The sequence below is a fragment of the Natrarchaeobius chitinivorans genome (genome assembly GCF_003841505.1).
Lineage (GTDB): Archaea > Halobacteriota > Halobacteria > Halobacteriales > Natrialbaceae > Natrarchaeobius > Natrarchaeobius chitinivorans.
This window is the reverse complement of record NZ_REGA01000003.1, coordinates 186679-199510: the sequence shown is the minus strand read 5'-3', so window position 1 is coordinate 199510 and position 12832 is coordinate 186679. Positions and strand designations below refer to the sequence as shown.

The following is a 12832-nucleotide window of genomic DNA, read 5'->3' as shown; positions in this document are numbered from 1 at the left end:
TCGTCCGGTCGGGCGTACCGCCGTTTTTCGTTCGCTCGATCCCGTCGTCCCCACCGTTTGCGGGACTCACGCGAGATCACCCTCGTCGAAGCGGAGGTAGGCGATCGACAGCGGGACCACGATCCACGCGACGAGGATCACGACGCCGCCCGCCTCGTGGAGGTAAAGCGGGGCAGTCCCGGGGTCGAACGCCTCCCCGACTGCGAGGGCGTTGGAACTGTGGCTGGGTTGCAGGGCCCAAATTGCGCTCGGGTGGTGCCAGGCGGAGTTTCCGGCGTCGAGGATGCCGTTCGTCGCGACGTTGTACGCGCCGGTCGGGGAGAGTCGATCCATGAGAAACAACCCGCCCTCTGCCGGCGGATCGTACGGGTTGACCGGGACGCCCGCGAGCCGGGAGTAGATCCCCGGCACGAACATCTGCCAGCCGATATCGAGGAGCAGTATGAATCCGATAAACAGCATCGCCGCCGCCGTCGTCGTTCGACGGACGATCGCCGAAACCGAGATCACGATCGAGACGAGCGCGAGGAGATAGAGCACCGTCACCGCGAAGACCGCCAGATACCGACGCGGCGAGAACAGGCCGTACTGGACTACCCCGGCGGCGGTGACGATCCCGAGCGCGAGAACCATCGGAATCGCGATCCCCGCGAGTCGGCCAACGACCTTTCCGGCGAGGATCTCGCCTCGAGTCAGCGGCAATCCGAGGAGGAGCTTCAGGCTTCCCGACGCCCGCTCGCCGGCGATCGCGCGGTAACCGAGGATCACTGCGGCGATCGGGACCACGATTCCGCCGGCGAACTGGAGGAATCCGATCGTCATGTCCGGGCCGAGTTCGTTCCAGACGGTGTAGGAGGGGCGATACGTCCACAGCAGGAGAGCGAGCGCGAGCAGCCAGACGCCTTTCGACCGAAGGAGGGCCCTGGCTTCCTCTCGCGCGAGCGGATACCATCGCATTAGCTTCCTGTGAACAGTGGAGCGTGATAAAGGAGATCTATCGTTCTCGAGGTCGGAAAACGGAGTCGAGAACACCGATCGAGGGCGACGATCACCGTGAAGTCGTGTTACAGACGGTCGACGATAGCGTTCGTCACGTCCTCGGTCGAGGCGTCGCCGCCGAGGTCCGGCGTCCGCGGCCCGTCCTCGAGAACGCCTTCGACGGCGTCGCGCACGCGAAGGCCTTCCTCGTCGTGGCCGAGGTACTCGAGCATCATCGCGGCGGAGACGATCGTCGCCGCGGGGTTGGCGACGCCCTCGCCGGCGATGTCGGGGGCCGACCCGTGGACGGGTTCGAACAGCCCGCGATCGGGGCCGATGTTGGCGCTGGGGAGCATTCCGAGGCCGCCGACGAGTCCGGCTGCCAGATCCGAGAGGACGTCGCCCGCGAGGTTCGGGCAGACGACGACGTCGAACTGGGTGGGATCGAGACAGACGTGGGTCGCGAAGGCGTCCATCAGCACCTCCTCGGTCTCGACGCCGCGTTCGTCGGCGACCGAGACGACCGTATCACGAAACCGGCCGTCGGTCTCGCGCATCACGTTCGCCTTGTGAGCGACGTGGAAGCCGTCGTAGTTGCCCTCGTCGACGAACTCGCAGGCGAACTCGGCGAGTTGCTCGGAGGCCGAGGACGTGACGACGCGGGTCAGCGTCGAGAGATCGTCGCTCAACCGATCCTCGTGGCCGGAGTAGACGCCCTCGGTGTTCTCGCGGAGAAAGACCAGGTCGGTCTCGGGTCGAAGCGCGTCGACGCCCGGGTACGCCTTGGCGGGTCGGACGTTGACGAACGAGTCGACGGCCGTCCGAAGTGGCAGGATGACGTCCGCTGCAGTCTCGCCGGCCGCACCGAACAGCGTCGCGTCCGTCGACGCCGCCAGTTCGTACGTCTCCTCGGGAAGCGCCTCGCCGGTTTCCGCTTCGACGTGGTCGCCCGCGTCGGCCTCGTGAAACTCGAAATCGATCTCGAGCGAGTCGAGAACCTCTACTGCGGCGGGTATCACTTCCTGTCCGATGCCGTCGCCGGGAATGACGGTGATTTCGTCTGTCATGCCCGAACGTCTGCGACACGCCGAAAAGAGGGTATCGATGTCTCGAGCGCGAACGGCGCCTCGGGGGAAGGAGGCGCTCGCCCGGACAGTACCCCGTATCAGTCGCCCGTCGCGGCGAGGAGTAGCCGGAGGTTCGTGCCGAGTTGGGTCGCCAGCGCGCGCGGAAACCGCCGCCGCGAGCCGGCGAGCGCGTCCCGCAACGCCTCGTCCGCATCCTCGAGGATCCCTTCGCCGTGACCGAAGAGGATCCGCTCGGGCTCGAGGTCGCCGAGGGCGTCCCGCGGCGGAAACAGCCGGTGGGAGAGAACGATGCCCACTCGCTCGTCGCCCGCCGTGTATCCGGGCCCGGTACCGAGCAGGTCCGGGACGATCAGCGTGCCGTCGTCCTCGCGGTAGGCGACCGCCTCCTGCCACATCGAGAGCGGTTCGAATCGCATAATTCGAAATCCGGAGTCGCCGAGCGTGGTTTCGAACCGCTCGACGGGCGCACCGGTGCGCTCTTCGACGCGGTCCATCCAGCGAGGGACGAAGACGGGAACGTCGTGGCGGCTCGCAACGGCTCCAGCATCCCTTGCGTGGTGACTACAGAGCACCGCGACGCCGACGACGGGGCCGAGGTCCGCCAGGCGTTCGTCGAGTCCCGGGGCGTCTACCGGATCGATCACCCAGACGCCGTCGTCGGCACGAACCGCGTGGCTGGCTCGTCGCCCCGTCTCGTCGGGATGGGCGAACCAACCGAATCCGTCCTCCCACCGATCGATCTCGTGTAGTTCGTCCGATGGAGATCGGTCGTAAACTGGCATTCTATATCAGTGACACGTGTACTGTTCGAGCCCTCATATGTAAAATCGGTGCAAGGCGTTCTGCATCGACGAACTCGTCCGAGAGCGCCTCACCGACGAGGCAGTCCCGGTCAACGTCGGCGTCTCCCTGGCCCCGTCGAAGAAGGCGACCGGATGGTTCGCGATCCGGGTTCGGGTTTATATACGAACGGGCAGGTACGACTCCTATGTCTCCGGACGGCACCCCATCGCTGCGTTCGATCGTCGGCGAGTTCGGCCTCGAGGACGTGTTCGACGTCGATCTCCTCGAGTTGGGATCCGATGACCGCTGTTCCTGTCGTCCGACGTTCGAGGGCGACAGTCTGGTTCTCGAGGCGACCGATTGCGACGACGACGGCGATATCGCCGGGTCGAGTCGCTGTCGGCGGACCGTCGTCCAGTTGCTCACGGAACGCGACGTCGACGCGATCACCGTTCGAACCCACGGCCTCGAGTATCGGTACGACGACCGTGCGGTGGCGCTTTTGTCGGCCGCCGGTCGGTTCGTCGAACTCCTCGGGGACCGCGACGAACGACTCGCGGCCGCTGCCCACGAGGATCCGCTTTCCGTCGCGACCGAACTGACTCGTCGCGTCGGACCGATCGCTGACGTCGGTCTGGAGTCCGGGTTAACGCGGATTGGCAGACAGATATCGAATTCCGAGGACGTGTTCCAGTCGACCGTCGGACTACGGATCGCGTACTACTATCTGGACCGAGAGGTTCCCGACGAGGCGACGCTTACGGACGTGACGGAACTCGAGACGGGAAGCGTCGTGCGACTGTACGACAGGCCCGACAGCGTCCCGCTGTACGCCCTCGACACCGTCGATCTCTCGCTGGCGGCGGCGAAACGACGCGACCTCGTCGACGGCTACGGGCGATCGCGAACGGAGCCGTAGACGGAGACCGCGCCGCCTCGAGAGCGATCGAGCGCAAGAGCGACGACCCGATCGATCCGGAACTGACTGCGATTCTGTCGAAGCACACGAAAGGCTACGGCGTTCTCGAGGACCTGTTCGCGGACCCGCGAGTCACCGACGTGTACGCCACGTCGCCGGTCTCCCGAAATCCGATTCGGGTCGTCGTCGACGGCCAGTCGGCGACGACGAACGTCCACCTGACCCCCGACGGCGTCGAAGCGCTCGCCTCACGCGTCCGCCGGACCAGCGGCCGAGCGTTCTCCCGTGACGCGCCGACGGTCGACGCGACGGCGAACCTGGTCGACGGTACCGGGATTCGAATCGCGGGCGTCACGGATCCCGTCGCCGACGGAATCGCCTTCGCTTTTCGGGAGCGAGCCGACGACCAGTTTACGTTGCCGGCGCTCGTCGAGAACGGGACGATGTCGGCGGCCGTCGGAGCGTTCCTCTCGGTCGCGGTCGAACGAAACGCTGCGACACTCATCGCGGGAACGCGGGGGTCGGGAAAGACCACGCTCCTCGGAACGCTTCTGTACGAACTGACGCCGGATACGCGTACGGTCGTCATCGAAGATACGCCCGAACTGCCGGTTCGATCGCTCCAGGCGGTCGACAGGGACGTCCAGGCACTTCGAACGGGTACCGGAGAGGGACCGGAGATATCTCCGGCGGACTCGCTCAGAACGGCGCTTCGGCTCGGCGACGGTGCGCTCGTCGTCGGCGAGATACGCGGCGAGGAAGCGCGCGTCCTCTACGAGGCGATGCGCGTCGGTGCAAACGCGAACGCCGTGCTCGGAACGATCCACGGCGACGGTGCCGAAGACGTGTACGAACGAGTCGTCTCGGATCTGAAGGTCGAACCGTCCTCGTTCGCCGCGACGGACCTCGTGGTCACCGTCCAGTCGTATCGAACGGATCGGGGTCGCCGCAGACGGATCTCGCGGGTCGAGGAAGTGCTGAAAAGCGGAGACGAGATTCGATTCGAGGCGCTTTACGATCTCTCGGCGGACGGAAATCCGCGGGAAGTCACCAGCGGGAAGCGAGCGGCGGCGACCGGGCGCATCGACCGCGGTGAGAGTCGGCTCGTCCAGCGGCTGGCGGAGCCAGACGAGAGCTACGCGGACGTCCGCCAAGCGATCGCGGATCGAACAGCACAGCTCGATCGGCTGGCAACGGACGGCCGAACGACCCCGCGGGAAGTCGCCGCGGCGTACGGGAGTCGCGGCCTCGAGTGATCCGGTGATGTATCCGATGATCGTAATGCGAGCGTTCGCGTCGCTGTATCCCTGGACGGTCGACCCGAGCGACGAACTCGAGGAGTCGATTGCCTTTCTCGACGATCGAATCGAGCCGGAGACGGTGATCCGGGCCGGATACGGTGGCGGCGGCGTCGCGGCGATTCTTCCGTTGCCGCTGTTTCTGACCCCGTTGCCCGAACTCGTCGTGATCGGGGTCGTGCTCTGTCTCTCGATCAGCGTCGTTCACGGGATTCACTCGGCTCCCCACCTCGTCGCTGCGTTCCGGCGAACGGAAGCGCTCGGGGACACGCCGAACCTCATCGGACGGGCTGTCCTTCGCATGCAGGTTCAACCGGCGCTCGAAAGCGCGGTCAGGTTCGCAGCGGAAACGGGTCACGGTCCGCTCTCCGTGAGTCTCGGTGCCCACGTCGACCGGTCGATGGGAACCCCCCGGACCGGACTCCTGACGTTCGCCGACGAGTGGTCCGAGCAGTTTCCGGCGCTCCGGCGATCGGCACACCTTCTCGCGACGGCACAGGATGCCCCCGAAGCCGAGCGAAATCGCACACTCGATCGATCGCTCGCCGCGATACTGAACGGAACCCGCAATCGGATGGCAGCGTTCACGTCGTCGATTCGCGGACCGACGACCGCGCTGTTCGCGTTCGGCGTCATGCTTCCACTCGCGCTGGTCGCTCTCGTTCCCGCCGCCCCGATGGCGGGCATCTCGGTCAATATCTGGACGTTCGTCGTCGTCTACAACCTCCTGTTGCCTCTCGTGCTCGTCGCCGCGAGTCTCCGACTGCTCGTCAGACGTCCGGTCGCGTTTCCACCGCCGACCGTCGGGCGGGATCATCCTCGCGTCCCCGATCGGCTCTGGATCCGGAGTCTGTGGGGCGTCCTCACTGCGCTCGTGGCATACGCGCTCGTCTCCGCGTTCGGTCCACCGCATCTCGCCTCGCTTACGGCCGTCGGTGTCGGAGCCGGAACCGGACTACTCGCCGTGTATCGGCCGATACTCGAGGTCAGACACTACGTTCGCGACGTGGAAGAACACCTCACCGACGCGCTCTATCTCGTCGGTCGCCAGGTCGCCGAAGGCGAATCCGTCGAGTCGGCGATCGAACTCGCAGCCGACCGCGTCCCGGGCGAAACGGGGACAGTCTTTACGAACGTTGCGGGACTTCAACGCCGACTCGCGATCGGCGTCGAAGAGGCGTTTCTCGGCGAGTACGGTGCCTTGAAAAACGTCCCGAGCGATCGGGCACGCGGAACTGCAGCATTGCTCGCGATCGCCGCAAACGAGGGGCGACCAGCCGGCCGAGCGATCGTCGCGATGGCCGACCACCTCGAGGAACTCGAGGAGGTCGAGGCCGGGACGAAACGCGATCTGGCCTCGGTGACCGATACGCTCGACAGTACCGCAGCGTACTTCGGCCCGCTGGTGGCGGGGGCAACGGTCGGTCTGGCCGGAATGATCACCGGCGATCTCCTCCATCTCGCCGACGTGGCGGCGTTACCGACCGACACACTCGGCATCGTCATCGGACTCTACGTCGTGACGCTGTGTTTCATCCTGACGCCGCTGTCGATCGCGCTTCGTCACGGGATGGATCGAGCCCTCCTTGGGTATCACGTCGGACGGGCGCTCCTCTCGAGCGTGGTTCTTTACGTCCTCACGGTTACGCTCGTCGGAGCGATCGGCTGATACTCGCATTGCGCTCGTCAGCGAACCGAGCCGACACCGACGACGGAACGGAGCTACCGTTTATATACGAATACGAGGCAACCGCGGGACATGGATCTGGAAGCGCCCGTCGACGCGTGGTACGTCTGGTTCGGGGTTTCGGCGGCCAGCGTCGTTATCGCTGGCGTCGTTCTGGGACTGCCGACGGGCCCACCGCCCGATGCGAGCGGAGCCGCGAACTCCGTCGACAGAATCGCAGGGAGCCCGTACACCGCCAGTACCGTCCACGAACACGATGCGGCGGAACTGCGACTCCAGGAGGGGACGACCATCGAGTTGCGAAACGAACACGGACGGGCACACTCGAGTCTCGCATACGGTACCGTCGTTCTGATTACGGACGACGACCGCCTCGAGAACGTCACCTACGGAACGGCGTTTACCGACGAGTTCGAATCCGAACTCGAGCGAGCCGACGTCGACGCCACCGCCGAGTTTCTCGGACGGATCAACGAGTCTCACGAAACCACCGACGGCGAGTGGTATCCGGCCGGCGAACGCCTGGTCGTTCGAACGGTGACAGCCCAACCCGACGACGCCACCACGAAGCCGCGAGTCACCGCCGAAGTAACCGAGGGGCTCATGGGCGAGAGCACGACCTTTGCTACCGGCGTTCGGTTCGATTACGACGGAGAGGGTAGCAAGCGGGCCGACGTCTCCGTGGAAGGCCAGGAGTACGGCTCACCAGAAATCGTCGAACGGGGTGAATCGACGTGGTTTCGTGACGGGAACGACTCGACGACACTCAGTCTCGAGCCCCTCGAATCGGTCGCGATTCCGCTGACGTTGACCGCCGATTTCGACGACGGCGTCACGTGTGAGGCGACCGGAATCTCCGAATTTGGCGAGGAGATCGTCCTCTGTGAGGGAACCGATCCGGAGGATCCCGACCAGATAGCCGACGAAACGACCCAGATCACCGCCGACGAATCGGCGGGGGAGTACCGTGTTACGCTCGTCGTCGCGGAATAGCGGACAGACAGAACCGCTCGCCGCTCTGGTAGCGATCGGGCTCGTCTGTACGGGCGTCGTCCTCTACACCGGCGTCCTCGCCACCCTCTATCCGTCAACGACCGCGAGCGATCCGGCCGACGCGACTCTCGAGCAGGTCTGGAACGCCGTCGGATCCGACGGCGTCTACCACGAGACGATCGATCGGAGCGACCTTCACGAGGGGGTCGAACTGCCGGACGGCTACACGGTGGTGATCGAAGTCACGACCGTCACCGACGAGGGGCGAACCATCGTCGTCGACAGCGCCCTCGTCCGTGAGGACGGCAGCATCCAGTACGATCGATCGGACGTCGAACGGCCCGAAACGACCGGAACCGCGAGTCGATCGGTCGGCGTCCAACTCGAGGCCGATCCGGCCGGCGACGTCCGCGGCGGAACGCTTCACGTGGAGGTATGGCGCTGATGTGCGTCCGGTCGTCCAGCGAACGGACAGAGACGAGTCCTCCGAACAGAGCCGGCGACGATCCCCGGAGCGACGGCTTTCGTCGGCGTAATCGCGCCGTTAGCACCGTCGTCGACGTCTCACTCTGTCTGCTCTGTATTACCGCATCGATCGGCGTCATCGCGGTCTTTCTCGCCGAAGACCTCGATCGCCACGATCCACAGATCGCCGACGAGACCGCACAGACGATCGCGACGTCGACGACGACGGTCGAGTACTCGATCCAGTCGGTCGAACGCCACGATGATACCGGCGTCTTCGACGACGCTCAGTACGACGACGATCGGTACGAACGGGTGAAACACGGACCCCTGGCCCAGTTGCTCGCCTCGGCGGCCATCGCGAGCCTCCACCTCGATGGAGAGCCCCTCTCTTACGCCGGCACGGAGTTTCGCGAGGCGGTCGACGTCAGCGTCGGAAGTGAGTTGATCGGCGCAAACGACAACGTCCACGTCCTCGCGACCTGGGAACCCTACGAGGATGCGTCGATCCGTGGGGAGACCGTCGCCGGCGATCGGCCACCCACGGACGCCGACGTCAGTACCGCGACGTTCACCGTCGCAAGCGACTTTCCGTCGGTCTCCGAGGCCGAACTCGAGGGGAGCTACGACGCCACAAATCGAAGTTTCGACCGAACTGCGGAGCCGATCGCCGACGCTATCGTTTCAGGGATGTTCCCGAACGAGTCGACGACGATCGCCCTCCAGGGTACCAATCTCGATCGGGATCTGGCCCTGTACGAGTACCATCGAACCGGCGATGCACTCGGCGTCGAGTACGATCCGGAATCCGGGGCCCTCAACCGGACCGACGTCAACGTCTCCGCCGCCAACGAACGACTGGTGGAAAACCTCACGGAGACGATCGCGAACGATCTCGAGCGAACCTACGACGAGGAGATCGACGACATCGAGACCGAGATCGACGCGACGTACCCCGAGGACGAGGCTGCGGTGGCAGAGGGCGTAGAAGACGTCGTCACACCGACCGTTGGGACCGACGAAGTGACGATCACCGTGCGGGTGTGGGACGAATGAAACGGACCAGCGAATCCCGTCCGTCGACGGTGTCGGTTACGCTCGATGAACGCGGCCGTATCCCGTTTGCCATCATCGGCGTGCTGTTGCTGGTGACCAGCGTCACGTCCGTTGCAGTTCTCCAGTCACGAGTGCCACCGGAGCCCGCAGTAGACGCCTCACTGGCGATGGATCGCACCTCCGCGACGGCTCAGACGGTCGTTCGAAACGCCGCCGCCAACGCCGCCGAGCAGTCGGCACGGGAGCCGTTGATGGACCCGAACGAGAGCCATTCGTGGGGCCAGGCGATCGCGGCCACCGATTCGAACGATCCACCCAGATGGATCGGCGAGATGCCGGGTGAGTATCAGGACGGCCGACACGACGTCGATCCCGACCACGCGTTCGGACGGTATCTCAAGCTCCGGATCTACAACGCAGTCGAACGCGACCTTCACCATCTCGACGGCGAGTTCCGGGGAGATACGACGACGAACGTCTCGCTCCCACCGCTTGAGGAGAATCGGAGTTCGGCTGTGGACGCGATCGATCGCGTGAAACTCGATCCCGGAATCGACTCCGAGAACGACCTCGAGCCGGGACAGCTCGAGGTGACGATCGAGGACGTCGAAATAACGGTCGAACGGAACGGACAGCGGGTCGCCCACAGAGTCGAAGACGTAACCGTCGTCGTCGGAACGAACGTCTTCGTCCTCCACCAGAAGACCCGCGAGTACGAACACCAGCTGAACATGAACGTCGTCGAGGGCGGACTCGGAGATCCGACCAGCCTCAACGGCTTCGGGCAGCACTTCGCCGCACGGATCTACCCGCTCACCTGGGCACGCGGACTCGCCCAGTGGGGTGGCGCACCGATTTCCGAGGTGATGGCGAACCGACACACCGAGGTGATGGCCAACGACGCCGCATTCGACATGCAGGAGTCGACGTTCGGGACGGCCGATCCGAATCAGGAGGCGGTCATGCGAAACGCCTGGGGTTGTCTCGCCGCTCAGGACGCCGAAGAGCTGTACGAAGGCCAGACCGGTGACGAACCCGTCGTCACCGATGCCGAAGACTTCTGTGCTGGACTCGAGTATCTCTACGGCGATCAGAACGCGAATCTGGCTGAGCCGATCGATACGAGAGAGGTCATGGAGTCGACGGCGAACGCCGCGGGTGAGGGGGCGGGTATCGACGCGGAGCAGACCATCGACGTCGATCCGTTCGCCGACCTCGCGTACGCGCAGACACTCGCCGAGATGGAGATGACCGACTCCATCGAGGACGTACACCGCGTCGAATCGCAGGCGGACCTCGAGACCGGCACCGACAGGCAATCCCTCCCGAGCGGTTCCAGACCGGCGCTCACCGACTCGAGCAACTGGACGAGGACGACCGACGAGTTGCGGACGGATTCGGACGTGTCGGCGGTGTTCGAGGAGGGCGACCCCGACACCGGCGAGGCGGTAACGAGCTACTCGTCCGCGACGGTCGTGGTGACTCAGGAGCACACGCGAGACCTTGCGTGGAGTTACGACGGCCCGGAGGACGTGAACTCGCCCGTGACGGTCACTCGAACGTCGTCTTCGACGTACGAAACCGAGATCGACGTACGTGCCAGCCATCCCGACAGAAGTGCCATCGAATATCGCGGCATCGAGAACGGGTACGACGAATCGGCCGCGGACGAGTGGCCCCACAGTCTCCCCGACGGCTACTTCGAAGACGACGGTGGCTGGGAGACGAAACTCGCAGAGAACGTTACACTCGACAACTACGCCGCATTCCCGGACGAGAGTACCGAGGCGTTACTGGGCGTCGATCCACACGGCGACGTCGAGGCCCAACTCGAACGCCAGGTCACGAACGCCGAGGACATTCGAAGCGAACGGGACCTCCGAAACCGTCTGTCGGTAGCCGACGGGGATCGGACGACCCACGAGGCGGATACGTCGACGGAGTTGATCACGGCGGCGATCGCCCTCGACCTCTACTACATCCGCGCACAACTCCAGCATGAGACGGATACGGTTACGTTCGAAAACGGGGACCTCTTGACCGGCGATCCGTTCGGCGAGTTGAACGAGGAAATCGACGATCAACTCGTCTACCACCGGGTTCCCGATCGATATCCGACGGTCGCGGATAAAGCTCGAGTCGAAGCGCGCCAGACCTACGTGGACAACGTCAAAGGACAGATCGGGATGGCCAGCGATGCGAACGGAAAGGTCCAGGACGAACTCGACGATCGGCTCGGCGACGAACTCGATGCCGGTGACGACGTCCTCGAGGGACTCAGCGATTTCTCCCGCGAAGTGGCCGGCGGCGACACGGAGTACGAACCTGCGACCGTCGACTCGCCTTACAGCGACGAGATGGAGTATACGCCCGCCGGCTCGCCGACGTACCTCTCGCTCGAGCAGGTCGAGGCCGAAGAGGTGCCGGCGACCGGCAACGCGACGCACACGCCGCTTGCAGCCCGGAACAACAACTGGTTCGCGATTCCGTACAACGAGATGGAACTCGGCGTTATCGGGGACATCTTGAGTTGGTTGTTCGAATCTGACGATTCAGCTTTGACGCTTCGAATGGCAGGTGAACTTCTCGAGGCTGCGAGGTTGGCAGACGTTTTGCTCGAGGAAGAAGACGAGAAACTCGTCGACAACGAACAGGCCTACGAGGACCTGGAGGAAGCTGTCGATGAGGAAATTAACGATCTTGCTCTGGAAACGACCCGCGAACTCAATAAGTTAGAACACGGAATCGACCTGGACGAGGATCGAACCGAATACCTTGTAGACGAGGGAATCGACGAAATTGGGGATGGAACACCGGGTCAACAGGCAGCGATGCTCGGGAGCGGAGAGGGAGTTGATTACGTCGAACGACACGTCAGGGAGGAGATCGACGTCGACAACCACGGCGAAAACCCCTACGACAACGGCGAGGTGTTCAAACAACACGCAGGTGCGAGCGTCAACTACGCGTTAACCGAGGCAGTAAATCAGACTACTGTTGATGGGTTCGAAACGACTAACGTCGATTATCTAAACGAGAGCGTTCGCGACGAACTCGAGGAACGAAGCGAGGAAGTGGTCGCCCAGCGAATGAACGAAACGATCGACGAAGCCGACCTCGAGCACGACTGGTTGCGAAACAACGAGAGTGGCTTGTTGGACGAAGATGGCGATTTCAACCTCTCGCCGAACCGCGTTCCGGCGGGGTTACCGATCGTTCCGTTGCCCAAAGGGTGGGTCGCGACGACGAACGTCTGGGACGTCGAGGTCAAAGGTGAGTACGCCAGATTCGAACTCGAGTCGAATACGGGAACACCGTCGACGGTACAGGGTGAAAACTACGTCCGCGAAGAGGGGCGGGTGACGCTTGGCGGCGACCACGTCGGTTCGACGAGACCGATCGCTTTCGAGTCACGAACGATCGTCATCGTCGTCGTCCCACCGCAACGACTCGGCGTCGGTGATCGGACCGGTGGCTGGGCTGAAGAGTCCGAAGGATGGCCAGAAACAGGTTCAGATCGGTGATCTTCTACGACAAAACTCCTCCATAGTAGTGCTTTCCGCGG

Annotated in this window: 8 protein-coding genes and 1 pseudogene; 6 read left to right on the top strand and 3 right to left on the bottom strand. The window is 64.1% G+C overall.

The genetic code is table 11. The annotated features are described in order from the left end of the window. Window positions 1–66: 66 nt before the first annotated feature. From EA473_RS05290 to EA473_RS05280, 3 genes are all read right to left on the bottom strand, one after another. Complete coding sequence (locus tag EA473_RS05290; RefSeq protein WP_124194620.1) at window positions 67–957, bottom strand: ABC transporter permease; 891 nt, start codon at window positions 955–957, stop codon at window positions 67–69. 107 nt (window positions 958–1064) lie between these two features. Then, entirely contained in the window at window positions 1065–2045 is a 981-nt protein-coding gene (gene leuB / locus EA473_RS05285) for a 3-isopropylmalate dehydrogenase (RefSeq protein WP_124194619.1), read from the bottom strand. 98 nt (window positions 2046–2143) lie between these two features. Then, entirely contained in the window at window positions 2144–2848 is a 705-nt protein-coding gene (locus EA473_RS05280) for an MBL fold metallo-hydrolase (RefSeq protein WP_124194618.1), read from the bottom strand. A 206-nt stretch (window positions 2849–3054) separates the two neighbouring features. Here EA473_RS05280 and EA473_RS05275 point away from each other — a divergent pair. The 6 genes and pseudogenes from EA473_RS05275 (at window position 3055) to EA473_RS05250 (ending at window position 12791) form a co-directional block, all read left to right on the top strand. After that, window positions 3055–5024 (top strand): annotated as a pseudogene (locus EA473_RS05275) (ATPase, T2SS/T4P/T4SS family). Between the two features lie 16 nt (window positions 5025–5040). Next, window positions 5041–6735, top strand: coding sequence for a type II secretion system F family protein (locus tag EA473_RS05270; RefSeq protein WP_394341298.1), 1695 nt, complete (start codon window positions 5041–5043; stop codon window positions 6733–6735). A 90-nt stretch (window positions 6736–6825) separates the two neighbouring features. Continuing rightward, on the top strand, window positions 6826–7746 hold the full coding sequence (locus tag EA473_RS05265) for a DUF7283 family protein (RefSeq protein WP_124194616.1): 921 nt from the start codon (window positions 6826–6828) through the stop codon (window positions 7744–7746). Beyond that, entirely contained in the window at window positions 7721–8191 is a 471-nt protein-coding gene (locus EA473_RS05260; protein WP_124194615.1) for a DUF7285 family protein, read from the top strand. Before EA473_RS05265 ends, EA473_RS05260 begins: the two co-directional genes overlap by 26 nt. Continuing rightward, window positions 8191–9267 (top strand): DUF7284 family protein, encoded by a 1077-nt coding sequence (locus EA473_RS05255; protein WP_124194614.1) that lies wholly within the window; start codon window positions 8191–8193, stop codon window positions 9265–9267. The genes EA473_RS05260 and EA473_RS05255 overlap by 1 nt, the downstream gene beginning before the upstream one ends. Beyond that, entirely contained in the window at window positions 9264–12791 is a 3528-nt protein-coding gene (locus EA473_RS05250; protein WP_124194613.1) for a DUF7286 family protein, read from the top strand. The genes EA473_RS05255 and EA473_RS05250 overlap by 4 nt, the downstream gene beginning before the upstream one ends. Window positions 12792–12832 lie beyond the last annotated feature (41 nt).

Excerpts from the sequence above, each read along its gene's own strand:
- EA473_RS05290 (WP_124194620.1), bottom strand. The coding sequence starts at position 957 with ATGCGATGGTATCCGCTCGCGCGAGAGGAAGCCAGGGCCCTCCTTCGG.
- leuB (WP_124194619.1), bottom strand. The coding sequence starts at position 2,045 with ATGACAGACGAAATCACCGTCATTCCCGGCGACGGCATCGGACAGGAA.
- EA473_RS05280 (WP_124194618.1), bottom strand. The coding sequence starts at position 2,848 with ATGCCAGTTTACGACCGATCTCCATCGGACGAACTACACGAGATCGAT.
- EA473_RS05270 (WP_394341298.1), top strand. The coding sequence starts at position 5,041 with ATGATCGTAATGCGAGCGTTCGCGTCGCTGTATCCCTGGACGGTCGAC.
- EA473_RS05265 (WP_124194616.1), top strand. The coding sequence starts at position 6,826 with ATGGATCTGGAAGCGCCCGTCGACGCGTGGTACGTCTGGTTCGGGGTT.
- EA473_RS05255 (WP_124194614.1), top strand. The coding sequence starts at position 8,191 with ATGTGCGTCCGGTCGTCCAGCGAACGGACAGAGACGAGTCCTCCGAAC.
- EA473_RS05250 (WP_124194613.1), top strand. The coding sequence starts at position 9,264 with ATGAAACGGACCAGCGAATCCCGTCCGTCGACGGTGTCGGTTACGCTC.